The sequence below is a fragment of the Caulobacter sp. RHG1 genome (assembly GCF_013181195.1).
GTDB lineage: Bacteria > Pseudomonadota > Alphaproteobacteria > Caulobacterales > Caulobacteraceae > Caulobacter.
In genome coordinates, this window is sequence record NZ_SMZP01000001.1 from 50,029 (window position 1) to 75,094 (window position 25,066).

The window sequence follows — 25,066 nt, forward strand, 5'->3', positions numbered from 1 at the left end:
GACGGGCCCTCCCCTTACAGCATTTCGCGGCGCTGTTTAGCCGAAGATGGTCTGGTGCATCGCCATGGTCGCCAGCATCGGGATGCTGAGCAGGGTGTTGATGCGGCTGAACAGCATGGCTGTCCTGGCCGCCTTGGCCTTGGCGTCCGCGTCCACCTCGATGATGCCCAGCGCGCGCTTCTGGTTCGGCCAGATCACACCCCAGACGTTCAGGAACATCACGGTGGCCAGCCACATGCCGGTGCCGATGAAGGTGAAACCCATGTCGACGCCAGGGGTGTAACCGCCCCACAGGCCCAGGGTCGCCGCCTCGGCCAGATATCCACGGCTGAAGGCCAGGATCACGCCCATGATCCAGGTGGCCAGGGCCGCCCAGCGGAACCAGAACAGCGCCTCAGGCGCGATGTACTTGCTGACCGCCGGCTTCAGCTCGGCCGGGATCTGCGGCATCACCCGGATCTGCACGAAGTTGAAATAGTACAGCAGCCCGATCCACAGGATGCCGAACCAGACGTGCAGCCAGCGGAAGACGGCCTGGAAGTAGACGGCGTCATGCCCCTGGGGGCCGTGGCCGTAGCCCAGCACGATGACCAGGGCCAGCACGAAGCTGACGATGATGGTGTTGCGGAAATTGGACAGCAGTCCGGACATCGGTTTCCCCCTCGACGGTCTTTAGGGGGAGCATAGGCCGGTTGGGAGAGTCGGGCAAAACAGCCCGAACCGTTAAACCGCGATCAGCGCCGCCGCCAGCCTGCGGCCTTCGCTGGCCAGCACGTTGTACGTCCGCGCCGCGGCCTCGGTGCTCATGAATTCCAGGCCCAGGCCCGCGGCCTTGATGGCGTCGCGGACGGGGCGTGGCGGCAGGGCGTTGACCAAGCCCGTGCCCAGCAGCACGAACTCGACCGCCCCGCGCGCGGCGAAGACCTCGGCGAAGGACTCCGGCGTCAGGTCGGCGAGCGACGTCGCGGCCCAGTCCTGCGGCTGGTCGTCGATGACCAGCAGCGAGCCGGGCCGCCAGACGCCGGCGACCCGAAAGCCGCCGCCGCCCCACGCGTCGATGGACGGCGGCTGCCGCATCAGGGACGCGAGGCCTGACCGAAGCTGATCGGCGCGGCGTCGTCGTCGTTGCGCTTGACGCCCCACACCAGGATCAGCGGCAGGGCGATATAGATCGACGAATAGGTGCCGATGATGATGCCCATGACCATGGTGAAGACCAGCGGGAACAGCACCGGACCGCCGAACAGCATCGTACCGCCCAGGGCCAGCAAGGCCGTGGTGCCGGTGATGATCGTCCGCGACAGACGCTCGTTCTCCGACAGGTCGATGATGTCGCGCAGCGGCGTGGTCTTGTACTTGCGCAGGTTTTCCTTGAGGCGGTCGAAGGTGATGACCTTTTCGTTCATCGAATAGCCGATGACCGTCAGCAGGGCCGCGATCTCGGTCATCGAGAACTCGATGCCGGCGATCGACAGCACGCCCAGCACCAGGACGATGTCGTGGATCACGGCCACGACCGCGCCCGAACCGTAGGACAGGCCAAAGCGGAACCAGATGTAGCCCAAGGTCAGGGCCAGGGCGATGCCCAGGGCCTTGAAGCCGCCCATCAGCAGCTCGCCCGAGACCTTGGCGCCAACTTCCGAACGGCTGGTCACCTTGAGGTCGGGGAACTGCTTCACCAGTTCGGTTTCGACGTGCTTGGACGCCACGGAGGCGGCCTCGCCCTCGGCAGGCAGGAACTTGACCATCGCCGTATTGGGCTGGCTGGCGAAGCCTTGGACCTGGGCGTCATGGACGCCGATCTTGTCCACCGCCGCGCGCAGCTGAGCCTCGGGGATCGGCCGCGACATGGCGATTTCCAGCGAGACGCCGCCCTTGAAGTCGATGCCCAGGTTCAGGCCGTGGAAGAACAGCGAGGCGATCGCCCCGACGATCAGGATCGCCGAGAAGACAGCCGCGACGGGCGCCCAGCGCACGAACTGGTAGTGGGTCGAGCGCGGGATGTAGCGAATGAGGGGCCAACGCATGGTCGGATCTCCTATGCGATCGGCAGCTTCTTCGGCTTGGCGGTCTTGAACCACCAACCGATGAGCACTTGGGTGATGAAGATGGCGGTGAACAGCGACGTGAACACGCCGATCACCAGGGTCCAGGCGAAGCCCTTCACCGGGCCCGAGCCGAAGCTGAACATGATCAGGCCCGAGATCAGGCTGGTGATGTTGGCGTCCAGGATCGAGGTCAGGGCCAGCTTGTAGCCGTAGTCGGCCGCCGCCATGGGCGTTCGCCCGGCGTGGGATTCGTCGCGCATCCGCTCGTAGATCAGAACGTTGGCGTCGACGGCCACGGCCAGGGTCAGGATCAGGCCGGCGATGCCGGGGAAGGTCAGGGTCGCCTGGCTGAACGACATGATGCCGATGATCAGCAGCACGTTGACCACCAGGGCGACGGCCGAGAACACCCCGAACAGGCCGTAGGCCAGGATCACGAAGACGAACATCGCCAAGGCGCCGATGGCCAGCGAGATCGAGCCGGCGCGCACGGCGTCGGCGCCGAGTTCGGCGGTCACGGTGCGCTGGTCTTCGACGTTCAGAGGCGCGGGCAGAGCGCCCGAACGCAGCAGCAGGGCCAGCTCGCTGGCGCTCTGGGCCGTGAAGTTGCCGGTGATGATGCCGTTGCCGCCCGTGATCGGATCGTTGATCACCGGGGCCGAGATCACCTTCTTGTCCAGCACGATAGCGAAGCGCTTGTCGCGGTTGCGCTGGGTGACGTCGCCGAACTTGCGCGCGCCAGAGCCGTTGAAGGCGAAGGCGACGGCCGGACGGCCGTTCTGGTCGAAGCTCTGCGAGGCGTTGGTCAGCTCTTCGCCCGAGACCACAGCCCGCGACTTGACCACATAGACCGGGGCGTAGCCGTCCTCGCTCTGCAGCAGTTCCGAGCCAGGCGGGATGCGGCCAGCCTGGATGTCTTCGGCCGTCACCGTCTCGTCGACCATCTGGAAGGTCAGCTTGGCGGTCTTGCCGATGATGTCGCGCAGCTTCTGCGGATCGCTCTCGCCGGGCGCCTGGATCATGATCCGGTTGGTGCCTTGGCGGTTGATCGAGGGCTCCTTGGTGCCCAGGCTGTCGATCCGGCGACGAATGGTCTCGATCGACTGGTCGACGGCCTTGGCGGCGTCGGCGCGGGCGGCTTCAGGAACGAAGCTCACCTCGATGCGCTGGTCGCCGCGACCGTTGATCGTGACGTCCTTGCCGCCGATGGCGCCGGCCAGGGGCGCGCCCAGGTTCCGACGCAGGACGGTCAGCGCCTCGTCGTAGCGCGAGGCGTCACCGATGCGGACGCTGATGACCTCGCCCTGCTGCGCCAGTTCGCCGAACGGGATGGTGGCGGTGCGCAGCTGGGTGCGGGTGTCCTCCAGCAGGTTCGACAGACGCTCGCGATGCAGCGCGTCGGTGTCGACCTCGTAAAGCAGGTACGAGCCGCCTTGCAGGTCGAGGCCGAGGTTCAGCTTCTGGTGCGGCAGCCAGCCTGGCAGAGCGTCCAACGTCTTTTGAGTAAGCACGTTGGGCAGGGAGAACAGAATGCCGAAGATCACCGACAGGGTGACGGCGATGATCTTCCAGCGGGAGAGGGTCAGCATGGATCGGTGACTTTTCAGGCGACGCCGCTACGGACGCCTCGCAGGGGAGCTGTGCTGTAGCGCTTAGTTCTTGGCGTCGTTGGCCGGGGCCGGGTCGCCCTTGGCGCGAACTTCGGTGATCATGCCCTTCACCACCTTGACGGTGACGCCGGTGGCGATCTCGACGCCGACTTCCTTGTCCTCGACGCGGGCGACCTTGCCGATGATGCCGCTGGACAGCACGACGGTGTCGTTACGCTTCAGGTTGCCCAGCATGTTCTGGTGCTCTTTGGCGCGCTTCTGCTGAGGACGGATCAGCATGAAGTAGAACAGCACGACCATCAGCAGGATGGGGGCGAGCTGAATGATCTGGGCGTTGAGGTTGTTCATAGGGACTCCGAGAAATTCCGTGCGGCGCGCCGCCGTTAGATAGGGTCGCGCCAAGTCGGCGGAAGCTATGCGTTCGCCTCCCCTTTTGCAATGCGACCGCGCCCGGTATGAGCGGGCCATGACTGACGCGACCGCTCCCCTGCTCGCCCGTATCGCCGACGCCCTGGAGCGCCTGGCGCCGCCGCCGCCCGCAGCCCCCGATTTCTCGGGCGCGCGCCTGTTCCGGCACGAGCCGGTCAGCGGCGCCTTCGTGGCCGCGCCGGACTATCCGCTGGCGCTGGACCTGCTGGTCGGCATCGATCGCCAGAAGGACCGTTTCGTCGAGAACCTGCGCCGTTTCGCCGTGAGCCTGCCCTGCAATCACGTGCTGCTGTGGGGCGTGCGCGGCACTGGCAAAAGCTCGGTGACCAAGGCCGCCTTCGTCACCCTGGCCAATGAGTATCCAGACCTGAAGCTGGTCGAGGTCGATCGCGACGAGGTCGCCGCCCTCCCTCCGCTGTTCGATCTGCTGCGTACGCGGTCGGAACGCTTCGTGGTGCTATGCGACGACCTCTCGTTCGAGGACGGCGCCGCCGCGGCCAAGGCCCTGAAATCGGCGCTGGAGGGCGGCGTCTCGGGCCCGCCCGAGAACGTGCTGTTCGTGGCCACCTCGAATCGCCGTCACCTGATGCCGCGCGATCATGTCGAGAGCCAGGGCGCCATCGCCGCCGCCGAGAACGCCGAGGAGGAGATGAGCGTCTCCGACCGCTTTGGCCTGTGGATCGGCTTCCCGCCGATGGACCAGGACACCTATCTGGCCGCCATCCACAGCTACGCCGAGCAGTTCGGGCTTGAAGCCCCGAACCTGGACCGTCGCGCCCTGCAGTGGTCGACCCAACGCGGCGGCCGATCGGGCCGCGTGGCCTGGCAGTTCGTCCGCGATCTGGCGGGTGAGCTGGGCGTGAAGCTGCCGAGCTAGTCCTTCAGATACAGCCCCTGCATCCCGCGCATCAGGCCGACCGGGAAGGTGGTCTCGTGGAAGCCGTCCTCGACCAGGCTGGTGCGCACGCGGAGGCCTGGGTAGTTGCGGGATTTCAAGGACGTCGCCAGCAGAGCCTGGTCGGCGACCATGTCGTGCTCACAGCCGGGACAGCCGCCAGCGCCGGGGTGCTCGCGCGAGCCCGTGGCCATGTAGAGCGTCGCCTTCAGGTCCTTGTGGGCGGCGGCGTAGTCGGCCTCGTCCTTCAGCGCCTGCCTGTCGGCGTACCAGATCGACGGGCTGGTCAGGATGTAGTTCTGGAAGGTCTCGGGCGCGTGGAACAGCACCCACAGGCCGAAGATCGCGCCATAGGACTGGCCCGCCAGGGTGCGTTGCGCCGGGTCGAGCCGATAGCGCCGCTCGACCAGCGGCATGACCTCGTCCTTCAGGAACGCGAAGTGGGCCGGACCGCCACCGGTCTCGCCCTTGATCTCAGGGTCACGCCACGGCGTCAGGTCGCGCCGGCGGCTGTCGGCCGGCGGGTCGCCCTTGGCCCACGACAGGCCGACGATGACGAACTCGTCGAACAGACCCTGGCTGAACGGCACGCGTGAAATCCCCGACGCCACCTGGAAGGTGTACGGACCGTCGGTCAGGTAGATCACCGGATAGCGTCGGCCGGCGTTCTGCGGCTTGTCGTAGCCCGGCGGCGTCTTGACGAAGATCTCGTAGTCGCGGCCGCTGGCCTTGGCGCGGATCGGGATGACCGCGCTGTTTTCGATCGCAAAGGGACGATCCTGCGGCGCGCCGGGCGTCTCGACGGCCGCAAGCCCCGCACCGCTCTCGACCTTGGCGGCGCTGTCGCCGCACGCGACCAGCCCAAACGATAGCGCCGTCGCCAAACCCAAAGTTCGCCAAGCCATGGCCGCTCCCCGCTATATCGGCATGACCCTAGGCCGGGCCTGGCGCGCAAAAGGTTACCCGCAATGAGGATTCCTGTGGACAGCAGAACGGCCCGCCTCTTTCGAAGCGGGCCGTCTGAAGTTCAGCGATCGCGCGCGGCTTAACGCGGCAGCACCAGGCTGGGATCGACCGGCTTGGCCTTGTCCTTGGCGGTGGGGGCGTAGCGCATCTCGAAGTGCAGCTTGGGCTCACTGGCGCCGCCCGTCTGACCCACCGCGCCTAGTTGTTCACCCTGGCGCACCTGCTGGCGCATCTTGACGGCGGTGCTGGACAGATGGGCGTAGGCAGTCACCCAGCCGTCCGCGTGCTTGACCAGGACGAGGTTGCCGAAGGCCGGAACCTGATTGCCCGCATAGGCCACTTCGCCGTCAGCGGCGGCCACGACCGGCGTGCCTTGGGCGGCGCGAATGTCCAGGCCGTCGTTGCGCTGACCCGTGCCCTTCACACCGAAGCTGGAGATGATCTCGCCGCGCACCGGCCAGGCGAACCGGCCCTTGCCCGAAGCGATGATCTCGGCCTCGGTCGGCGCGGCGCTGCTTTCGATGATCGGACGCGAGGCCGCGGGCGGCGGCGTCACGGGCTGGGCGACGACCGGCGCGTTGGGGCGCACGGCCGTGTACGGGATCGGCGCGGAAGGCGTCGGCGTCGGGGCGGGAGCCGGCGCCGGCGTCTCGGCGCGGGCGTAGGTGGTGGTCGGCGCCGCCGGGGTCGGCGCGGGACGGGTCACCGTCGTGGTGGTCTTGATCGGGCCCTTGTCGCGGTAGCCGTCAGGCAGACGCAGACGCTGGCCGTTGCGCAGCGAAGCGTTAACGCGGATGTCGTTCTCGTCGGCCAGGTCCTTGGCGGTGACGCTGAAGCGCTTGCCGACATTGGCCAGCGTATCACCGCTGCCGACCACATAGGCCTTGGCCGACGTCGCCGGGCCCTTGATCTTGGCGCCCAGCTTCAACGGCTTGGCGCTGTCCAGGTCGTTGTCGTCGGCCAGCTCCTTGACGCTCATGTCGAAGCGCTTGGCGATGGCGGTCAGGGTGTCGCCCGACTTGACCGTATAGGTCTGGCGCGGACCGGCGACGGTGACCACCGAGCCGGTGACGCTGGTCGTGGTGGTCGTGCTGCTGACAGTGGTCGGTTGCGGAGCGGCCGGCTCGGGCTGATAGGTCGGACGCGACGGCGCGGGCGCGGCGCCGGCCAGGGTGGTGCTGGGAACCGGCGCGGGCGTGCCCGGGATCACCTGGGTCGTCTTGATCGGGCCCTTGTCCTTGTAGCTGTCCGGCAGGATCAGCTTCTGGCCCTTCTTGATCGCCGCGTTCGACGACAGATCGTTTTCCTCGGCCAGGGCCGCGGCGGTGACGCTGAAGCGCTTGGCGATCGAGAACATGGTGTCGCCGGTCTGGACGACATAGGCCTTCTGGTCGTCCTTGGCCGGGCCCTTGATCTTCTGGCCCAGCTTCAGGCTGTACGGCGCCTTGAGGTCGTTCAGCTTGACCAGTTCGGCGCGGGTCGAGCCCATGCCGCGGGCGATGGCGTCCAGGGCGTCGCCGGACTCGACGGTCCGCACCTGCGGTTTGCCGGGGACGTTGACGACGGGACCGGTGACGGTGGTGGTGACCACGGTGCGCGGCGGGACCGCAACAGGACGCGGCGCAGGCGCCTGGTAGGGCGTCTGGGCGGCCGGCGGCGGCGGCAGGTCCGAGCGATTCACCGGGGCGATCGGCTGGCTCTGCACCGGCGGGGTCGGCGGCGGCAGGGTCGCGCCGGCGTCGCTGGGCTCGCTCGGGGCCGTCGAGACCGGCGGCTGAGTGATCGGGAAGTTCGGCGTCGGCGCGGTGCGGGTCGGTGCCGGGGCCTCACCTTCGCGCGACGGGTACTGCGGTGCGCTGGTCGCGCAGGCGGAGAGCGTTCCAGCCGTCAGGGCGACCACCGCCGCTTGCGTCCACAACTGCCTCATGACGTCTCCTTTCCTGCCGGAACCGTCAGAGGGCTCCGTCAGGGTAAATCAATCGCTAACACCCGGAGAAGCCTAGGCCTCCCCAACCCTCATTGATCCTTGGCGACGCCGGCCAGCAAAGGCACGAAACGCACGTCGCAAAGGATCTCGACCCGGAAGCCCCCTTTGCCGTCGCCGGCATAACGGCGAAGGCTCTGTACTGGCCCCTTCCCCACCGGCGCGACCAGCACGCCATTGGGTTTCAGCTGCGAAAGCAGCCGCTTGGGATCATCTTCCGCTGCAGCCGTGACCATAATGCGGTCAAACGGCGCTTGCTCGGCCCAACCTTCGCCGCCGTCACCGAATTTGGTGATGACATTGGTCAGGCCCAGCGTGTTGAAGCGGCCTTCGGCCTCCTTCATCAATGTCCGGTAGCGCTCGATCGTATAGACCAGGCGCGAGACCTTGCTGAGGATCGTGGTCTGGTAGCCCGAGCCGGTGCCGATCTCCAGCACCCGGCAGCGCGGCTCGATCGTCAGGGCCTGGGTCATCAGGCCGACGATATAGGGCTGGCTGATCGTCTGGCCGCAGGCGATCGGTAGGGCCGAATCCTCCCACGAGCGCTCCTTGAAGAGATCCGGCGTGAACAGATCGCGCGGCGTGGTCTCGATGGCCTTCAGCACCAGGGGATCGGTCACCCCCTGGTCGCGCAGGGCCTGCATCAGGCGCGGCAGGTCGGCCTTGGCGTTCTCCGCGGCCTTGCTTGTGCGTCCGCTCATGCGTCCTGAGCCTTCACCTTCGGCGGCGCCCCGCCCAGCACGCCCTTCAACGCGTGGACGGTCTCATGGTGCGTCAGGTCGATGTGCAGCGGCGTGACCGAGATGCGGCCCTCATGGACGGCCTTCAGATCGGTGCCGTCGGCGGGCGCGGAGGCCTTGGCCGAGAATCCCATCCAGTAGTAGTCGCGGCCGCGCAGGTCGGTGCGCTTTTCCATGTTGCGCAGCATGCCGTCCCGGAAGCCCTGGCGGGTCACTTCGACCGCCGTCACCTCTTCCGGCGGCAAGGCCGGGAAGTTGACGTTCATGACCACGTCCTTGGCCCAGCCGATCTCCAGTAGGCGCTGGACGATGCCCGGACCGAAGTGCTCGGCCGTCTCCCAGTGGGCGACAATCTCGTCGTGCCAGTAGGTCATGGCCTGCGAGAGAGCGATCGACGGAATGCCGTGGGCCATGCCCTCGATGGCGCCGGCGACCGTGCCCGACAGGGTGACGTCCTCGGCGATGTTCTGGCCGCGATTGACGCCCGACAGCACCAGATCCGGCGCGGGACCGTCGATCAGCTGCTGCACGGCCATCATCACGCAGTCGGTCGGCGTGCCCTCGACGGCGAAGCGGCGGTCGTCCAGCTTCCGCACGCGGATCGGGTCCGACAGGGTCAGCGCCCGGCTGGCCCCCGACTGCTCGTACTCCGGCGCGCAGATCCAGACGTCGTCGGTCAGGGTGCGGGCGATCTTCTCCAGGGCGACCAGGCCCGGAGCGTGGATGCCGTCGTCGTTGGTGAGGAGGATCCTCACGCAGCGCCCCCGATGTGCGTGACGCCGCCCATATAGGGCTGCAGCGCGGCGGGGATGTGGATGCGGCCGGCCTCGTCCTGGTAATTCTCCAGCACGGCCACCAGGGTGCGACCGACGGCCAAGCCCGAGCCGTTCAGGGTGTGCACGAAGTGGCCGCCCTTCTCGCCGGTCTTGCGGTAGCGGGCGTCCATGCGGCGGGCCTGGAAGTCGCCGCAGTTCGAGCAGGAGCTGATCTCGCGATACATGCCCTGCGACGGCAGCCAGACTTCCAGGTCGTAGGTCTTCCTGGCGCCAAAGCCCATGTCGCCGGTGCACAGCAGCATGGTGCGGAAGGGCAGCTCCAGCTTCTTCAGCACGGCCTCGGCGCACTCGACCATGCGCTGATGCTCGGCGTCCGACTGGTCGGGCGTGGTGATCGAGACCAGCTCGACCTTGTAGAACTGGTGCTGGCGGATCATGCCGCGGGTGTCGCGGCCGGCCGAACCGGCCTCGGCGCGGAACGATGGCGTCAGCGCGGTCAGGCGCAGCGGCAGTTCTTCTTCGGCGGTGATCTGCTCGCGCACGATATTGGTCAGCGAGACCTCGGCGGTGGGGATCAGCCAGCGGTCGTCTTCGGTGTGGAACAGATCTTCGGCGAACTTCGGCAGCTGGCCGGTGCCGTAAAGCGCATCGCTCTTGACCAGCAGCGGCGGCGAAACCTCGATGTAGCCGTGCTCGACCGTCTGCAGGTCCAGCATGAACTGGCCGATGGCGCGCTCGAGGCGGGCGATCTCTTTCTTGAGGACCACAAAGCGCGCGCCGCTCATGCGGGCGGCGGCCTCGAAGTCCATGCCGCCCAGGGCCGCGCCCAGGTCGACGTGGTCCTTGGGCGCGTTCAGGCGGCCCGCCGGCAGCTTGGACGCGTCGCCCCAGCGGCGCTCCTCGACATTGCCCGCCTCGTCCTCGCCGTGCGGCACGTCCGGAGCCGGGATGTTGGGCAGGCTGGACAGCAGGTCCTTCAGCTTGGCGCCGACCAAGTGCTCCTCTTCCGAGGCGGTCGTCATGATCGTCTTCAGGCTCTCGACCTCGGCCATCAGACGCGCGGCTTCAGCCTCGTCCTTCTTGGCCTTGGCCTGTCCGATCAGCTTGGAGCTCTCGTTGCGCTTGGCCTGGGCTTCCTGCAGGGCGGTCTGAGCTGCGCGCAGCTGGGCGTCCAGCTTGACGGCTTCAGCGGCCGCGCCCGACCGGCCCTTGGCCGACCAGACCAAGTCAAAGGCTTCGGGATTGTCGCGGATGGCCTTGATGTCGTGCATCGGACGCTAGCTCGGAGAGTCTGGAGAAACGCTCTCTCTAAGGCGCGTCGGCGGGGGCGCCAAGCTTTCCGGATCGGCGCGCGGCGTCTCCACGGCTTCGTGATCCGGACTAGCGGCCGCTTGCTGCAGTGCACATTGCGCTAAACACACCGAACGAGAACGTTGTTTTCGATAAACCAGCCACAAACAGGACGAGATTGCCCCACATCAAACCCAAAATCGCATGAACGGCCTAATTACTAACGGAAATTAGTGGCGCTTTGTCACACGGACTTAATCCACAGCGCGCAAAAGCCGCGCCCTAACCAGTACGCGTTTCCTTTTTAGCGGCTCCGTTCGGGGGCCATCCCAGGAATTTCGAGACCATGAAGACCCTCGCCGCCATCGCCGCCCTGGCGACCGCCACCATCCTCGCCGCCCCCGCTGCCGCCGCCACCTCGGAAGTCCGCGTCTCGGTCACCGGCAAGAGCGCTACCCAGGTCCAGAGCGAGATCAAGACCGCCGCTGACTCCGTCTGCGGCCAGTACGACACCGCCTGCGTCGACGGCGCGATCCTGAACGCCCGTCGCCAGCTGGCCCAGATCCACCGCGCCCGCCAGGCCGGCGGCGTGCCCGCGCGCAGCGTCTCGGTCGTCCGCATCGCCGTGAAGGGCAAGACCCGCGACCAGCTCCATGCCGAGATCCGCACCGCCGCCCAGACCGTCTGCAAGGCCGGCCAGCGCGCCACGGTGATCAGCTATCAGGCCTGCGTCGCCGACACGGTCCGCAACGCCAAGGCCCAGCTGCAGGCCCGCGTCGGCGACGCCGCCTAACCGGCCCTGCTCCGAAACGAAGAAGGCCCCCGCGAGACGATCGCGGGGGCCTTTTTGTGTCAGACGGCGACGATGTCCGTCCCGGCTTCGTCCTCGTCTTCCTCGCGCTTGCGGCGACGCTCGATCAGCCACACGCACCAGATCGACACCTCGTAGAGCAGACACAGCGGCACGGCGAGCGTGATCTGGCTGATCGGATCCGGCGGGGTGACGACCGCCGCCAGCACGAAGACCGCGACGATGGCGTAGCGGCGGCCCGTGCGCAGCATGTTCGACGTCACCAGGCCGGCCAGACCGCCCAGCGACAGCACCACCGGCAGCTGGAAGCTGAGGCCGAAGGCCAGCAGCAGGGTCGTGACCAGGGTCAGGTACTCCGACACCCGGGTCTGCAGCACGACCTTGACCCCGTCGCCATTGATCTGCTGGCTCAGCGAGAACCACAGCACGAACGGCAGCATGACGTAATAGACCAGCGCCGCGCCCAGCAGGAACAGCACCGGCGAGGCGATCAGGAACGGCAGGAACGCGTTGCGCTCCTTCTTGTACAGGCCCGGCGCGACGAAGCGGTACAGCTGCCAGGCGATGATCGGGAACGCCACCACGATGCCGGCGAACGCCGCCAGCTTGATGTTGGTGAAGAACTGCTCCAGCGGCGCGGTGGCCTGCAGCGTGATCTCCTTCATCGCGCTGGCCGGCACCGCCTTGATGCCGATCAGGGCCAGAAACAAGTCGAAGTGGCCGTGCGAGGCGCCCGTGTCCTGCATGGCCTTAAGGCCCTCGGCCACGGTGAAGGGCCGCACCAGGAACAGAAAGATCGGCTTCACGAAGGCGAAGCAGACGCCGAAGGCCACGGCGATCGCGCCGACGCAGATGATCAGGCGGGTGCGCAGCTCGACGAGGTGCTCCAGGAGCGGGGCGCGCGAGGCCTCGATCTCGTCCTCGTGGTCGTATCCGATGGTCTTGTCGTTCACGAGGCGATGTCCGAAGCGGTGGAGTCGCCGGCCTTGGCGGCGCGCTTGCGCGGAGCCTTGGCGGCCGGAGCGGCGACAGCTTTAGCGGCCGGCGCCTTCTTGGCAGGCGCGGCCTTCTTGGCCGGAGCCTTCACGGCCTTGGCGGCGGCCGGCTCGGCGACAGCCTTCTTGCGCGGGGCGCGCTTGGGCTTGGCGGCCTCGACGGGCTCCGCGACCGCGTTGTCGGTGGTCAGGGCCGGATTGTGGATCTCGGCGCCGGCGTAGGGATGCATCTGGGTCGCGCCGCTGGACAGCGAGGCGTCGATGTCGGCGAACACCTGATCGACGTGGGCGTCCTTGGCGGCGTCGGCCGCCTCCTTGACCGGATTGGCGTACTGGCCCTCGCGCATGGCCTGCACCTCGCGGCGCAGCTCCTCGAGTTCGGACTGCCGGGCCATCTCGTCGAAGCTGGCGCGGAATTCCGAAGCCATGCCTCTCATCTTGCCGACGAACTGACCCAGCTTGCGCAGCAGGACGGGCAAGTCCTTGGGCCCGACGACGATCAGGGCCACGGCGGCGATGACGAGAAGTTCGGTGCCGCCGATATCAGGAAGCATGGACGCGCCTTAGAGCAGCGGGACTTAAGGGTTCCGCGCGATAAATGGATCGTCGCGCGCGAGAAACCCCTCCCCGCGCGCGTCATCGAAAGCCTTACGACTTGCGGAGTTCTTCGGCCTCGGCCTCGGTGCGCGGCAGCGCGCCCTTGGACTTGTTGTCGGCGACTTCGGTGCTGGTGTCGTCCTTCAGGCCGTCCTTGAACGCCTTGATGCCCTTGGCGGCGTCACCCATGACGCTCGACAGCTTGCCGCGGCCACCGAACAACAGGGCGACGATCGCGATGACGATCACCCAGTGAATCCAACTCATGCTACCCATGACGACGGTGCTCCTTGCGACAGCGGCGCTTTAGCCCCTGTGGCGTGTCGTTACAATCTCTTCGCCGAATATAGGCTTGCCCTTGGGGCAGAGCCAAGCGTGGCGGATCAGCCATTTACGTCACAGCCCTCTGCGGAGGCCCTAAAGCCAAGCTAGTCGGCAAATTCTGCTCGGCCAAGTTGACCGCTTTTCGCCTCTTGCCTGACAGGTTCGCGCGATAAGACTCTGTAAAGCTTGAGATCGAGCTGCGGCACGGTCCTTGCGCACGATGTCGCACCCTCACCTCGCGAGTGCGCGCATGTCTATCTCCTCCATCGGTTCCTCGGCCTATGCCGGCGCCTATAGCGGCCTGTCGGCCAGCCCGTCGTCGCCGATCGGTGAGACCTCGGCGAAGGACGAGTTCCTGAAATACGCCGCCATGACCCCCGCAGAGAAGATGCGGGCGGCCATGCTGGCCAAGCTGGGCGTCACCGAGGAAGAGCTGAAGGCGATGGAGCCCGAGAAGCGCAAGGCCATCGAGCAGAAGCTGAAGGACATGATCAAGGAGCAGGTCCAAAGCGATCCCGACGGCAAGAGCAAGACGGGGCTGGTGGCGGATATCCTGGCCTAGGGCTCGGCTTTCTCAGGCTCGCCCAGGAAGTCCTGGGCGAATTCCGGCGCCTCGCCGTCTTCCAGGTCCAGTGCGTCCTCTTCCTCGATCCGTAGGCCCAGCGGATCGGGCACGGTGAAGCCGGGCGGCAGGTTCATTTCCAGCAGGCCCGCCGCCTTCATCTCGGCGATTCCCGGCAGGTCGCTGAGATGCGCCAAGCCGTAGTGCTCCAGGAACGCATCCGTCGTCCCGAACGTCACCGGCCGGCCCGGAGTGCGCCGCCGCCCCCGCATCCGGATCAGACCCAGCTCCAGCAGGACGTCCAAGGTGCCGCGACTGGCCTGAACACCGCGCACGGCCTCTATCTCGGCCCGGGTCACCGGCTGGTGATAGGCGACGATGGCCAGGGTTTCCTGGGCGGCCTTGGACAGGCGGCGCGGCTCTTCGCGCTCCTCCGTCATCAGGAACGACAGGTCGTGGGCGGTCTGGAACCGCCAGCGCCCGGCCACGCAGGCCAGTTCGATCCCCCGGCCCTCGTAGCGCGCCATCAGGCCGGCTATGGCTGCGCGGACGTCCGCGCCCTCCGGCAGACGCTTGGCCAGGTCGACGTCGCTCAGCGGCTCGGCCGCCGCGAACAGCAGCGCCTCGATGCAGCGTTCGACGAAGAGCGGGTCGAGGACGGCGGTCATTCGGTGATTTCCAGCGGCTCAGCCCGGGTGCGCAAGTAGATGTCCTCGAACGCGCCCATCTGGCGGGCCTCCAGGATGCCTTCCTTCACCAGTTCCAGCGAGGCCGACAACGTCGAGGCCAGGTAGGAGGCCGGCGTCGGGCCATCCTCGTCCTCCAGCGCCTTCTCGATCGGGGCGACCGTGGCCAGCACCGTCCAGTCGTCCATCTTGGGCAACAGGCTGCGCAGTCGGTCGCGGGCGTCTTCCAGCGGGTAGGCCGTGGGCGGGCGCGGCGCGTAGTGGCGGCTGTGCTCTTTCTTGCGCTGGGTGATGTAGGCGCTCATCAGGCCGTAGAGGTCGCCCTCCAGCCGGGTCGAGGAGACGATCTTCACCGCCTCCGGGTCACCGCGCATGAAGACGTCGCGGGCCAGGATCGGCCGCTCCTTCAGCGCCTCGACGGCCTTGCGCATGACGTCCAGCTTGGCCAGGCGGAAGGCCAGCTGAGCGGCCATCTCCTCGGCCGGCGGCTCTTCGGCCTTGGCGCGCTCGGGCTTGGGCAGCAGCAGACGGGATTTCAGATAGGCCAGCCAGGCGGCCATGACGAGATAGTCGGCCGCCAGCGAGAACCGCACGCGGCGAGCCTGCTGGACGAAAGAGAGATACTGCTCGGCCAGGCGAGTGATCGACAGCTGCAGCAGGTCGACCTTCTGGCTGCGCGCCAGGGCCAGCAGGACGTGCAGCGGGCCTTCATAGCCGTCGATGTCGATGACCAGGGCCGCGCCGTCTTCGGCCGCCGCATCGGCGGCCGCAAAGTCGAAGGTGGGCTGGAAGCCCGTGTTCAAGCGTACCGGCCGTCGAACGCCGCATCGAAGCGGGCGCGGGCCTCGGCCACATCGAAGGGTTCCGGAACCTTGACCAGGCGGCCCATGACGGCCTGAGCCCGACGACGCGCCTCCTTGCCCATCTTGCCGACGCCCGACATCACGCCCTTCATCTCGGCCATGTCGCCGTTGCAGTGCAGGACGACGTCGCAGCCGGCTGACAGGCTGTCCTTGGCGCGCTGCTTGAAGTCGCCGGTCAGCGCCTTCATCGACAGGTCGTCGCTCATCAGAAGTCCGTCGAAGCCGATGGATTCGCGGATGATTTTCTTGATCGCCTTCTTCGATGTCGTCGCCGGGCGGCTACGGTCGATGGCCGTGTAGACGACGTGGGCGGTCATCGCCATCGGCATGTCGGACAGCACGCGGAACGGCGCGAAGTCGCGGGCGTCCAGCTCGGCCAGCTTGGCCTTCACGACCGGCAGCTCCAGGTGGCTGTCGCTCATGGCGCGGCCGTGGCCGGGGATGTGCTTGATGATCGGCAGCACGCCGCCGGCCAGCAGGCCCTCGGCCGCCGCGCGGCCCAGGGTCGCCACCTGCTCGGGGGTGTCGCCATAGGCGCGGTCGCCGATGATCTCGTGGCCCTTGGGATCAGGCACGTCCAAGACCGGCACGCAGTCGACATTGACGCCCATCGAAGTCAGGTCGTGGGCGATCAGGCGTGCGCCCAGGCGGGTGATCTCCCGGGCCACCAGCGGGTCGTTGGCCACCAGCTCGCCATACGCGCGGCCCGGAGGATAGATCCGCCAGTGCGGCGCCTGCAGGCGAGCGACGCGGCCGCCCTCCTGGTCGATCAGGATCGGCGCGTCGGGACGCCCGACCGTGTCGCGCAGGGCCGCGGTCAGCGCCCGCACTTGGTTGGGGTCGGCGATGTTGCGCTTGAACAGGATGAAGCCCCACGGCTTCACATCCTTGAAGAAGGCGACCTCCTCGGCCGTCAGCGTGGTCCCGGCGCAGCCGAGAATGGCGGCGGAAGAGGAAGCGCCCATCAGCAAGCTCATTTGACGAAGCAGGATTTACCGGAAGCCGAGATCGCGTCGCAGAAGGCCTTGGCGGCGTCACGGCTGGCGAAGCCCGTCACCGAGGTGCGGTAGAGCGTGGTGCCGTTCCGGTCGATCGCTTCGACCTTCTTGCCCTTGCCCGACGCCAGACCGGGGGCCAGGCGGGTGGCTTCGCTCCAGGCGCGGTCAGCCAGAGCCGGCGAGGACAGCGCGCCGATCTGCACCGAGGCCGGACCGGTCGAGACGGCGGCGGGCTTGGGCGCGGCCGGCGCCGGGGTCGCGGCGGCGACCTGGACAGGCTTAGGCGGCGCGGGCTTCTGGGCGGCGGCGGTGGCCAGGGACTCGATGGTCGGAGCCGGGCGAGCAGCCGGCGTCGCCGGCTGGGTCGCGGTCGGGGCGGGCTTGGCGGCCGGCAGGGCGGCGGTCTGCACCGGGGCGGTGTTCAGGGGAACGGCCGGACGGGCGACCGGCGCCTCGGGCGGCGCGGCGAAGGTGGCCGACGGCTGCGGCTCCTCGTTGTGGTAGATCTGCAGGCCGGCGGCCGGATCCTGCGGCTGGGCGGCGGCCGGCGGCGGGGTCTTCATCTGCGCGACTTCCGAGCCCACGGCCTGAGGCGCATCGTTGGGACCGCGGATGCCGCCGCGATAGATCATGACCACCGCCACGACCAGGGTGACCAGCACCACGGCGCTGATGATCAGGGTCATCGGCAGCGGGCGCGACCCGCGCACGGGCTGACGCGCGTCGAACGACAGCGGCGCGTCGGTGGGCGGCGTATAGGCCCCGCGGTGCGGATCGGACATCTCAGATAGGCTCCAAAAACTCGGCGCATCGGTTGTTCGGGAGGACGCTCGAATCAGACGCGCGCGACCCTAGGTTACCCAACGTCGGCGCGTCCCAGAAGCGCCCGCCCCTCTCAGGTGGCGGACGAGCCGCCGCTCGCGTCCCCGTTCCGAGTCTTTGGAGAAGCCGTCAGGCCCTAATTCCAGACGTCGAGATGGAACAGCTTGCGGTGCTCTTCTATCGCGAAGCGGTCGGTCATGCCCGCGATATAGTCGCAGACCACGCGGGCCCGGCCAGCTTCGTCGCGGTTCTGCGACTTGGCGAACCAGACGGTCGGCAAGACCTCCGGCTCCCGCAGGAATAGCGTGAACATTTCGCCGAGAATACGGCGGGCCTGGCTGCGCGTGCGATTGACCCGCCAGTGACGGTACATCCGCTCGTGCAGGAAGGCGCGCAAGCGCGCCAGATCCTCGGCCATGTCGGGCGAGAAGGCGACCAGGGCGTGGTCCAGGCCGCGCACGTCGTCGGCCGAGGCGACGCCGGTCGCGGCGGCGCGCTGCAGGGTCTCGCCCATCACGTCGTCGACCATGGCGCCGATCATGCGGCGTACGGCTTCGAGGTGGGTCAGGCGAGCGTCAAGGTCGGGTCGCTCGCTCTTCACGGCCGCCAGGATCGGACCGATCAGCGGCACGTCCATCAGCTCGTCCAGGGTGAACAGGCCCGCGGTGACGCCGTCGTCGACGTCGTGGTTGTTGTAGGCGATGTCGTCGGCCAGGGCCGCTACCTGCGCTTCGGCCGACGCCCAGGTGCCCAGACCCAGGCGATACTCGTCGTCATACTTCTGGATGGCCTTCCAGGAGGGCTTGCCCAACTTGTTGGTCACCGGGCCGTTGTGCTTGATGATCCCTTCCAGGGTCTCCCAGGTCAGGTTGAGGCCCAGAAAATCCGGATAGCGGTGCTCCAGCTCGGTCACGACCCGAAACGTCTGGACGTTGTGGTCGAAGCCGCCATAGGGGCGCATCTGGATTTCCAGCTCGTCCTCGCCGGCGTGGCCGAACGGCGGGTGGCCCAGGTCATGGCCCAGGGCGATGGTCTCGGCCAGGTCGCTGTCCAGACCCAGGGCGGTCGCCAACGAGCGCGCCACCTGCGCCACTTCCAGCGAATGGGTCAGGCGGGTGCGGAAATTGTCGCCCTCGTGGGCCACGAAGACCTGGGTCTTTTCCTTCAAGCGACGGAAGGCCGAGGTATGGATGATACGGTCGCGATCGCGGGCGAACGGGGTGCGGCTGCGGCTCTCATCCTCCACGAACCGACGCCCCTTGGACTTGGAGGGGTCTTCGGCATAGGGCGCGCGGGGGACGAAGTACGGGGCCTGGGACATGAACCGCCTTTGGTCGCTTTGGACGATTTGGCCCCTTCCTTAAGGGGCGCGTCACCCTCATATAGGCTGAAGGTGACTTTTCCACAGCCATGACCCAGTTAGACTTAACGCTTTCCGAAAACGCCGCACGGCGGATCAAGGCCATCTCGCAAAACGAGGGCCGCAGCCTGATGCTGCGCGTCGCCGTCGACGGCGGCGGCTGCTCAGGCTTCCAGTACCGTTTCGACCTGGTCGACACCGTCGAGGACGACGACCTGAAGGTCGAGCGCGACGACGCGGTAGCCTTGGTCGACGTCGTCTCCCTGGCCCTGCTGAAGGGGTCGGAGATCGATTTCGTCGACGAACTGGCCGGCGCCGAGTTCCGGGTCCGCAACCCCAACGCCAAATCCAGCTGCGGCTGCGGCGTCAGCTTCTCGATCTAGGCCCAAGCGCTTCGAGAATCCGGCAGTCCGACACCACGCCGTGGCGGCACTGGGTCAGCAGCGACGACAGCTCACGCCGCAGCGCCTCCAGGTCGGCGATCTTGCGCTCGACATCTTCGAGCCGAGCGCGGGCCAAGTCGTCGACGGTCGCGCAGGACTGGGTCTTGTCGTCTGACAGCGCCAATAGCTCGCGCACCTGCTCCAGTGAAAAGCCCAGGTCGCGAGCGCGGCGGATGAACGACAGCCGGTTCAGCGCCTCGTCGTCATAGGCCCGATAGTTGCCTTCGGTGCGCGGCGGCGCGGTCAGCAGGCCGATGCGCTCGTAGTAACGGATGGTCTCGACCTTGGTCTGGGTGGCGCGGGACAGGTCTCCGATGGCGTGGGTCATGCCGGTTCCCGTCGACGCGCCTCGACCTTGAAGACCGGCGGCGGAGCCTTGGCGGTCTTCAGCTCGGCGCGCGCTTGGCGCACGATCTGCCAGCCGCCTTGCAGGGCCAGGCCGGCCATCACGGCGGCGACCGCCAGGTCCGGCCAGCGCGTGCCGGTCCCCAGCACACCCGCCGCCGCCAGCATCACCGCCACATTGCCGATCGCGTCGTTGCGCGAGCAGATCCAAACCGAACGCATATTGGCGTCGCCATTGCGAAACCTGAACAGCATCACCGCCGTCACGGCGTTGGCGATCAGCGCCGCGAGGCCAATGACGCCCATGACCGGCGCCTCTGGCGTCTCGCCGCGCCAGACGCCCCACAGGGTCATGCCTGCGACCCAGCCGCCGAACAGCAGCATGGTCGCGCCCTTCAGCATTGCCGCCCGCGCCCGCCAGGTCAGCGCCATGCCCGCAACGCCCAGGCTGATGCCGTAGTTGGCCGCGTCACCCAGAAAGTCGAGCGAGTCAGCCTGCAGCGCCGCCGAACCCGACAGCAGCCCCGCCGCGCCCTCGACCGCGAACATGCCGGCGTTGATGGCCAGAGCCAGCCACAGGGCCAGCCGCCAGCGCCCCGCCGGGGGCTGGTCGGTCTTGCAGAGATCGTCGCCGCAGCAGTTGGCCATGCCTTCACCTCATCGAACGAGGTCAGCCTGCACCCTGAAGCGACTACAGGGTCAAGCCGCTAGGTGGGGACGAACTGCAGGAAGGTCAGGGCCAGCGCGCCCCAGGCCAGCGGCGCGGCCATGGCGGCCCAGGCCAGCGGTTGATCCCCCTTGCGCCACAGGATCCAGCCGGCCAGCGGCGCCAGAAGGCACACCACCCAGAACGAGGCGGCGAACACGAAGCCCAGCCAGGCGATCGGGTTCATCAGATTGCCGGAGCGATCGAAAACCAGCGGCGTGAAGATCGCCAGGATGCCGCCCAACACCGCCAAGCCCACGCAAGCGCCCGTCGCCAGCACCATCAAGGCCAGCTGTTTCCGGTCGATCGTTCGTTTGCTTGCCTTGATCATACGCCCTAGCCTCCCGCCGCACTCTGGAGCCGTCAATGCGTATAGCCACCTGGAACGTCAATTCGATCAACGCTCGCCTGGAAGGCGTCCTGGCGTGGTTCGAATCGGAGGCCCCCGACGTCGCCGTGCTGCAGGAGATCAAGTGCGTCGACGAGAAGTTCCCGACCGAGGCCTTCGAGCGCCTGGGCTACAACGTCGTGGTCCATGGCCAGAAGACCTATAACGGCGTGGCTCTGCTGTCGAAGTTCCCGCTCGAGGACGTTCGCAAGGGCCTGCCCCTCCTGCACGAAGACGAGGTCGACGAGCAGTCGCGCTATGTCGAGGCGGTGATCGGCGCGCCGGTCCCGTTCCGCGTGGTCGGCATCTATCTGCCCAACGGCAATCCACTGGGCACCGAGAAGTTCGACTACAAGCTGGCCTGGATGCGTCGCCTGCACGCCCACGCCCAAGGCCTGCTGGCCTTCGAGGAGCCCTTGGTCATTCTGGGCGACTACAACGTCATCCCCGAAGCCGAAGACGTGGCCAATCCCGAGGCCTGGCTGGGCGACGCCCTCTATCAGCCCGAAAGCCGCGGCGCGTTCCGGGCCTTGAAGAACCTGGGTTTCGCCGACGCCTATATGCAGGTCGACGGCGCGCCGGGCGGCTACACCTTCTGGGACTACCAGGCCGGCGCCTGGCCCCGGAACCTCGGCATCCGCATCGACCACCTGCTGTGCTCGCCCCAGGCCGCCGACCGGCTGGAGACCGTGGTCATCCACCGCGACGAGCGCGACAAGGAAAAGCCCTCCGACCACGTGCCGGTGGTCGGTCACTTTCGGGACTGACCGCCCGCTTTCGAAGAATCGGGACTCTCGCTAGCTTCCCTCCACTATGAGCGAGCTCGCGCGTCTTTTGCTGTTCGTGGCCATCGCCGGCTCGGCGGTGACATTCCTGGGCAGCCTGGCCATCTGGTACGGCGATGAGGACCGGCGGATCCGCCGGGCGCTTCGTCATGTGCTGAAGAGCGATCCCGAGGGCCTGATCCTGGCCCGCGGTCGCGGCCGCGGCGCGGGCTTCTCGTTCTCCACGAACCTCTTGGCCGTGGCCTGGGATCGCGGCGCCTGGTGCCTGGTTTACCGCCTGGACGAACTGATGGGCGCCGAGCTTCTGGTTGACGGCCAGGTGCTGGGCCGAGTGTTCCGCGGCGAGGGCCGGCGGGCCATCGATCACGTCTCGCCTCAGGCCGAGACCGTGACCCTGCGCCTGATCTTCGACGATCCGCGCCATCCCGATTTCGCGCTGGAGCTTTGGGCCCCAGGCGACGCCCAGCGCCGCGAAAGCCGCTCGCCGGCCGAGCTGGTGCAGGAGGCCAACCGCTGGCTGGCGCGCTGCGAGGCCATCGTCCGCCGTCCGCTGCCGCCGCGCGCGCCGGCCAAGGAAACCGTGGTCGCCGCGCCGGTTCGGGCGGTCGAACCGGAGCCTTTCGACGACGAGGAAGACGAGGTCCGCGCGCCGACTCCCCTGCCCGAAGGCCCGCCGCCGATCCCCCGCCGCTCGTCCTTCGACGACGTTCCGCGCACCGCTGCGCCGCCACGTCCCATGGCCCGCCCCGGGGCAGCGCCAGCCGCTGCGGCAGTCGCGGCTCCGATCGAGCCCGACATGTTCGACAATCCGCCTTGGGACGACGAGGGGGACGACGAAGACGATATGGTCCTGGCGCCGCCTGAGCCCGAGCCCAGCTACAAGCCGGTCTCCAAGGCCCGCCGCGAAACCGCGGCAGACCAGGACGAGCTGCCTTTCGACGACTAAGGCTTAAGCCCCCGCCGCCCACTCCACCGCCAGCGCCAGGTCGAGCGCCGCGGCGGCCTCCACGCCGGTGACGACTGGACGCGGGGCATCGCCTCGGACCGCCTTCAGGAAGCCCGCCACCGACAGGCCCAGCGGGTCCTTGCCGGCCGGGGTCTCGGTGAAGTTTTCGATCAGCGCGAACGGCGTGGTGTTGCGGAAGGTGCGGGCCAGGAAGTCGATCTCGACCTCGCCCGAGGGGTAGACGACCTTCATGGTTCGCTCGCGGGCCTCGGCCACGCGCGAGCTGTCGAACACGGCGGTGAAGCCGTTGTCGAACGTGGCTTCCGCCTTGACCCAGTCCAGCGAGGTCGAGCGGGTCATCCCCCCCTCGCCTTCCACCGCCACGGGTTCGCCGTCGCAAAGGGCCAGCGCCAGGTCGATGTCGTGGATCATCAGGTCCAGCACGACCGAGACGTCGAGATTACGATCCGAGGGCGTGCCACGGCGCACGGCTTCCAGTCGCAGCGGCTGTTCGGGGATATCCAGCAGGCCCATGGCCTGGAAAACGACGCGCTCCTGGTGGCCGCAGGCCAGCGGCAGCCCGCGCTCGGCGGCCGCCACGACCATCTTGTCGGCGTCGCCCGGCGTCACGGCCAGGGGCTTTTCGGAATAGACCGGCTTGCCCGCCTTCAGCGCGGCGAGCGCCGCGCCTGCGTGGTGGACGGCGGGCGTGGCGACCGTGACCACATCGACGGCGGACAGGAAGGCGGCCATGTCGTCGAAGCCCTGGGCGCCCAGCGGCTGGGCCAGCGCCTCGGCGCGCGACAGGTCGATGTCGAACACCGCCGTCAGCGTCACGCCCTCCAGCTCGGCGTACTTCTTGGCGTGATAGCCGCCGAACACTCCGGCGCCGACGACGCCCGCTTTAAGAGTCTGGGTCATGGCCGGGTGTCTACCGCGCTTCGCCGTCGCTTAGAAGCACTGGAGCCCTGCGTAAGGACGCGCTAAACATCCGTTTAAATTAGCAACGCTCATCCAGAGCTTGGGAGGACTACCATGACCACCTCGCGCGAAATTCGCCTGAAGAGCCGTCCCGTGGGCGTTCCCAAGACCACGGACTTCGACCTGGCCACCGTCGAACTGCCCGCGCCGGGCGATGGCGAGGTGCAGGTCAAGAACCTGTGGATGTCGGTCGACCCCTATATGCGCGGCCGCATGTATGATCGCCCCAGCTATGTGCCGCCGTTCCAGATCGGTCAGGCCCTGCAAGGCGGCGCGATCGGCGAGGTCGTCACCTCCAACGATCCGGACTTCAAGCCGGGCGACGTCGTCAACTCGATGTTCGGCTGGCGCGAAGCCTTCAACGCCAACCCCAAGGCGCTGGCCGCCGCCGGCATGGGCGCGATCACCAAGGTCGACACGCAAGGCGTCCCGCCCCAGGCGTTCCTGGGCGTGGCCGGCATGCCCGGCATGACCGCCTATGTCGGCCTGCTGAAGATCGCGGCGCTGAAGGACGGCGACGTGGTGTTCGTCTCGGCCGCCGCCGGCGCGGTCGGCTCGATCGTCTGCCAGATCGCCAAGCTGAAGGGCCACACCGTCATCGGCTCGGCCGGCGGTCCGGAGAAGGTCGCGTTCCTGAAGTCGATCGGCGTCGACCACGTCATCGACTACAAGGCCACGCCCGACGTCGTCGCCGAACTGGCCAAGGTCGCCCCCAAGGGCATCGACGTCTATTTCGAGAATGTCGGCGGCGTGCACCTGGAAGCCGCCATCAACTCGGCCCGCCCGTTCGCCCGCTTCGCCCTGTGCGGGATGATCTCGCAATATAACGAGACCGGTAAGGCCGAGGGGCCGTCCAACATCATCCTGGCAGTCGGCAAGAGCCTGCGGCTGGAAGGCTTTATCGTCTCCAACCACTACGACCTCTATCCGCAGTTCGCCAAGGACATCGGCGAGTGGATCAAGGCCGGCAAGATCACCTGGAAGGAAACGGTCGAAGACGGCGTCGAGCGCGCGCCGGACGCGTTCATCAAGCTGTTCTCGGGTGAGAACATGGGGAAGATGCTGGTGAAGCTGGGATAGTCGCCTAGTCCCGGGCCTCGAGCTTCGACACCTCGAGGCCCCTCGGCGTCTGCTTGAACTGGAACTTCACCCGCGAGCCCGGCGTGATCGGCGCTTCCGCCAGCACATCGGCATAGACGGTGAACCGGTTGCGACCCGCCTTCAGCCCCGCCGCGACCGAACCATCATGATCCAGCGTGAGAACCTGACCTTCCAGGCTCGAAATCACACCTTGAGCGTCGTAGGCGGGCAGCGATTCCGTGGAGATCGGAGCCTCGGCGGCGCCTGGACGTGATGTCGCCTGCTGCTCAGCTTTGTCGCATGCGGCCAAGCTTATCAACGCCAGCGCCAAGACGAACCCACGCGTTTTCATAGACTTACCGCACTTCCCCAAATCGGCGAGCGCCGCTCGCGCGGCGCATTCCCCAGGTTTTTTCTCGCAACTGCGAAATCCGCGTGATTTCCGGTAGCGAATTTGTGATCGAAGTTTTACTCTAGAATAACCCGGCGGATCTCCACGCCGGCTTTCGACCGTCATGCAGCTGTCACGAAACCCTACGGCCGTTCCCTAGCGGACGCGCGGCGGGGCGGAAAGAGGCTCGGGACGCCGAAGCGTACGGAGAGAGCCCGGCCCGCCGGAAAAGTCCGAGATCTGAC

30 protein-coding genes are annotated in these 25,066 nt (G+C 67.5%); 7 read left to right on the forward strand and 23 right to left on the reverse strand.

Translation table 11 applies throughout. The features are described from left to right. Nucleotides 1-36 precede the first annotated feature (36 nt). From E1H18_RS00270 to yajC, 5 genes are all read right to left on the reverse strand, one after another. Nucleotides 37-651: a urate hydroxylase PuuD gene (locus E1H18_RS00270; RefSeq protein WP_172262576.1), complete on the reverse strand. Its 615-nt coding sequence runs from the start codon at nucleotides 649-651 to the stop codon at nucleotides 37-39. A 72-nt stretch (nucleotides 652-723) separates the two neighbouring features. Continuing rightward, nucleotides 724-1,077 carry an Mth938-like domain-containing protein gene (locus tag E1H18_RS00275; RefSeq protein WP_172262578.1) on the reverse strand — a complete coding sequence of 118 codons (354 nt, stop codon included), beginning with the start codon at nucleotides 1,075-1,077 and terminating at the stop codon, nucleotides 724-726. Beyond that, complete coding sequence (secF, locus tag E1H18_RS00280) at nucleotides 1,077-2,027, reverse strand: protein translocase subunit SecF (RefSeq protein ID WP_172262580.1); 951 nt, start codon at nucleotides 2,025-2,027, stop codon at nucleotides 1,077-1,079. Before secF ends, E1H18_RS00275 begins: the two co-directional genes overlap by 1 nt. Nucleotides 2,028-2,038: 11 nt before the next feature. Next, on the reverse strand, nucleotides 2,039-3,637 hold the full coding sequence (secD, locus tag E1H18_RS00285; protein WP_172262582.1) for a protein translocase subunit SecD: 1,599 nt from the start codon (nucleotides 3,635-3,637) through the stop codon (nucleotides 2,039-2,041). A 63-nt stretch (nucleotides 3,638-3,700) separates the two neighbouring features. Beyond that, on the reverse strand, nucleotides 3,701-4,006 hold the full coding sequence (yajC, locus tag E1H18_RS00290) for a preprotein translocase subunit YajC (protein ID WP_172262584.1): 306 nt from the start codon (nucleotides 4,004-4,006) through the stop codon (nucleotides 3,701-3,703). A gap of 118 nt (nucleotides 4,007-4,124) precedes the next feature. Here yajC and E1H18_RS00295 point away from each other — a divergent pair, with 118 nt between their 5' ends. Beyond that, the gene (locus E1H18_RS00295; protein WP_172262586.1) at nucleotides 4,125-4,964 is read left to right on the forward strand and encodes an ATP-binding protein; all 840 of its coding nucleotides are present in this window, start codon (nucleotides 4,125-4,127) and stop codon (nucleotides 4,962-4,964) included. Here the strand turns inward: E1H18_RS00295 and E1H18_RS00300 are convergent. From E1H18_RS00300 to serS, 5 genes are all read right to left on the reverse strand, one after another. Continuing rightward, the gene (locus E1H18_RS00300) at nucleotides 4,961-5,887 is read right to left on the reverse strand and encodes an alpha/beta hydrolase (RefSeq protein WP_172262588.1); all 927 of its coding nucleotides are present in this window, start codon (nucleotides 5,885-5,887) and stop codon (nucleotides 4,961-4,963) included. The two genes, E1H18_RS00295 and E1H18_RS00300, sit on opposite strands and share 4 nt — an antisense overlap. Nucleotides 5,888-6,027: 140 nt before the next feature. Then, nucleotides 6,028-7,875 (reverse strand): LysM peptidoglycan-binding domain-containing protein, encoded by a 1,848-nt coding sequence (locus E1H18_RS00305; protein ID WP_172262590.1) that lies wholly within the window; start codon nucleotides 7,873-7,875, stop codon nucleotides 6,028-6,030. 89 nt (nucleotides 7,876-7,964) lie between these two features. Next, nucleotides 7,965-8,633 (reverse strand): protein-L-isoaspartate(D-aspartate) O-methyltransferase, encoded by a 669-nt coding sequence (locus E1H18_RS00310; protein ID WP_172262592.1) that lies wholly within the window; start codon nucleotides 8,631-8,633, stop codon nucleotides 7,965-7,967. Further along, nucleotides 8,630-9,427, reverse strand: coding sequence for a 5'/3'-nucleotidase SurE (gene surE, locus E1H18_RS00315; protein WP_172262594.1), 798 nt, complete (start codon nucleotides 9,425-9,427; stop codon nucleotides 8,630-8,632). Before surE ends, E1H18_RS00310 begins: the two co-directional genes overlap by 4 nt. Continuing rightward, nucleotides 9,424-10,719 carry a serine--tRNA ligase gene (serS, locus tag E1H18_RS00320; protein ID WP_172262596.1) on the reverse strand — a complete coding sequence of 432 codons (1,296 nt, stop codon included), beginning with the start codon at nucleotides 10,717-10,719 and terminating at the stop codon, nucleotides 9,424-9,426. The genes surE and serS overlap by 4 nt, the downstream gene beginning before the upstream one ends. 365 nt (nucleotides 10,720-11,084) lie before the next feature. On the opposite strand from serS, the gene E1H18_RS00325 reads away from it, so the two are divergent. Then, entirely contained in the window at nucleotides 11,085-11,531 is a 447-nt protein-coding gene (locus E1H18_RS00325; RefSeq protein WP_172262598.1) for a UrcA family protein, read from the forward strand. 59 nt (nucleotides 11,532-11,590) lie between these two features. Here E1H18_RS00325 and tatC read toward each other — a convergent pair whose 3' ends face one another. The 3 genes from tatC to E1H18_RS00340 all read right to left on the reverse strand — a co-directional run bounded on the left by tatC (nucleotide 11,591) and on the right by E1H18_RS00340 (nucleotide 13,417). Next, complete coding sequence (tatC, locus tag E1H18_RS00330; protein ID WP_172262600.1) at nucleotides 11,591-12,502, reverse strand: twin-arginine translocase subunit TatC; 912 nt, start codon at nucleotides 12,500-12,502, stop codon at nucleotides 11,591-11,593. After that, entirely contained in the window at nucleotides 12,499-13,098 is a 600-nt protein-coding gene (gene tatB, locus E1H18_RS00335; RefSeq protein WP_172262602.1) for a Sec-independent protein translocase protein TatB, read from the reverse strand. Before tatB ends, tatC begins: the two co-directional genes overlap by 4 nt. A gap of 94 nt (nucleotides 13,099-13,192) precedes the next feature. Next, nucleotides 13,193-13,417, reverse strand: a complete 225-nt coding sequence (locus E1H18_RS00340) for a twin-arginine translocase TatA/TatE family subunit (protein WP_172262604.1) — start codon at nucleotides 13,415-13,417, stop codon at nucleotides 13,193-13,195. Nucleotides 13,418-13,715: 298 nt separating this feature from the next. On the opposite strand from E1H18_RS00340, the gene E1H18_RS00345 reads away from it, so the two are divergent. Next, nucleotides 13,716-14,027 carry a hypothetical protein gene (locus E1H18_RS00345; protein ID WP_172262606.1) on the forward strand — a complete coding sequence of 104 codons (312 nt, stop codon included), beginning with the start codon at nucleotides 13,716-13,718 and terminating at the stop codon, nucleotides 14,025-14,027. On the opposite strand, the gene scpB is transcribed toward E1H18_RS00345, so the two are convergent. The 5 genes from scpB to E1H18_RS00370 form a co-directional block, all read right to left on the reverse strand. Next, nucleotides 14,024-14,695 (reverse strand): SMC-Scp complex subunit ScpB, encoded by a 672-nt coding sequence (scpB, locus tag E1H18_RS00350; protein ID WP_172262608.1) that lies wholly within the window; start codon nucleotides 14,693-14,695, stop codon nucleotides 14,024-14,026. The genes E1H18_RS00345 and scpB overlap by 4 nt on opposite strands. Further along, a complete protein-coding gene (locus tag E1H18_RS00355) occupies nucleotides 14,692-15,516 on the reverse strand; it encodes a ScpA family protein (protein WP_172262610.1) in 825 nt (274 codons plus the stop codon). Before E1H18_RS00355 ends, scpB begins: the two co-directional genes overlap by 4 nt. Next, entirely contained in the window at nucleotides 15,513-16,553 is a 1,041-nt protein-coding gene (gene nagZ, locus E1H18_RS00360) for a beta-N-acetylhexosaminidase (RefSeq protein WP_172262612.1), read from the reverse strand. The genes E1H18_RS00355 and nagZ overlap by 4 nt, the downstream gene beginning before the upstream one ends. Beyond that, complete coding sequence (locus tag E1H18_RS00365; RefSeq protein WP_172262614.1) at nucleotides 16,550-17,356, reverse strand: SPOR domain-containing protein; 807 nt, start codon at nucleotides 17,354-17,356, stop codon at nucleotides 16,550-16,552. Before E1H18_RS00365 ends, nagZ begins: the two co-directional genes overlap by 4 nt. Nucleotides 17,357-17,532: 176 nt before the next feature. Then, nucleotides 17,533-18,717, reverse strand: a complete 1,185-nt coding sequence (locus E1H18_RS00370; RefSeq protein WP_172262616.1) for a deoxyguanosinetriphosphate triphosphohydrolase — start codon at nucleotides 18,715-18,717, stop codon at nucleotides 17,533-17,535. Nucleotides 18,718-18,806: 89 nt separating this feature from the next. Here E1H18_RS00370 and erpA point away from each other — a divergent pair, with 89 nt between their 5' ends. Continuing rightward, nucleotides 18,807-19,139, forward strand: a complete 333-nt coding sequence (gene erpA / locus E1H18_RS00375; protein WP_172262618.1) for an iron-sulfur cluster insertion protein ErpA — start codon at nucleotides 18,807-18,809, stop codon at nucleotides 19,137-19,139. Here erpA and E1H18_RS00380 read toward each other — a convergent pair. The 3 genes from E1H18_RS00380 to E1H18_RS00390 are packed head-to-tail and all read right to left on the reverse strand — an operon-like array spanning nucleotide 19,123 to nucleotide 20,617. Further along, nucleotides 19,123-19,527, reverse strand: coding sequence for a helix-turn-helix domain-containing protein (locus tag E1H18_RS00380; protein ID WP_172262620.1), 405 nt, complete (start codon nucleotides 19,525-19,527; stop codon nucleotides 19,123-19,125). The two genes, erpA and E1H18_RS00380, sit on opposite strands and share 17 nt — an antisense overlap. Then, complete coding sequence (locus E1H18_RS00385; protein ID WP_172262622.1) at nucleotides 19,524-20,192, reverse strand: cation transporter; 669 nt, start codon at nucleotides 20,190-20,192, stop codon at nucleotides 19,524-19,526. Before E1H18_RS00385 ends, E1H18_RS00380 begins: the two co-directional genes overlap by 4 nt. Nucleotides 20,193-20,251: 59 nt before the next feature. Then, nucleotides 20,252-20,617 carry a hypothetical protein gene (locus tag E1H18_RS00390; RefSeq protein WP_172262624.1) on the reverse strand — a complete coding sequence of 122 codons (366 nt, stop codon included), beginning with the start codon at nucleotides 20,615-20,617 and terminating at the stop codon, nucleotides 20,252-20,254. On the opposite strand from E1H18_RS00390, the gene xth reads away from it, so the two are divergent. Both xth and E1H18_RS00400 read left to right on the forward strand, forming a co-directional pair. Further along, a complete protein-coding gene (gene xth / locus E1H18_RS00395; protein ID WP_172262626.1) occupies nucleotides 20,617-21,405 on the forward strand; it encodes an exodeoxyribonuclease III in 789 nt (262 codons plus the stop codon). The two genes, E1H18_RS00390 and xth, sit on opposite strands and share 1 nt — an antisense overlap. A gap of 46 nt (nucleotides 21,406-21,451) precedes the next feature. Next, on the forward strand, nucleotides 21,452-22,369 hold the full coding sequence (locus E1H18_RS00400; RefSeq protein WP_172262628.1) for a hypothetical protein: 918 nt from the start codon (nucleotides 21,452-21,454) through the stop codon (nucleotides 22,367-22,369). A 3-nt stretch (nucleotides 22,370-22,372) separates the two neighbouring features. Here E1H18_RS00400 and E1H18_RS00405 read toward each other — a convergent pair whose 3' ends face one another. Further along, on the reverse strand, nucleotides 22,373-23,290 hold the full coding sequence (locus tag E1H18_RS00405) for a Gfo/Idh/MocA family protein (protein WP_172262630.1): 918 nt from the start codon (nucleotides 23,288-23,290) through the stop codon (nucleotides 22,373-22,375). Between the two features lie 114 nt (nucleotides 23,291-23,404). On the opposite strand from E1H18_RS00405, the gene E1H18_RS00410 reads away from it, so the two are divergent. Then, nucleotides 23,405-24,430, forward strand: coding sequence for an NADP-dependent oxidoreductase (locus tag E1H18_RS00410; protein WP_172262632.1), 1,026 nt, complete (start codon nucleotides 23,405-23,407; stop codon nucleotides 24,428-24,430). 4 nt (nucleotides 24,431-24,434) lie between these two features. Here E1H18_RS00410 and E1H18_RS00415 read toward each other — a convergent pair whose 3' ends face one another. Next, nucleotides 24,435-24,947: a copper-binding protein gene (locus tag E1H18_RS00415; RefSeq protein ID WP_241735848.1), complete on the reverse strand. Its 513-nt coding sequence runs from the start codon at nucleotides 24,945-24,947 to the stop codon at nucleotides 24,435-24,437. Nucleotides 24,948-25,066: the final 119 nt, after the last annotated feature.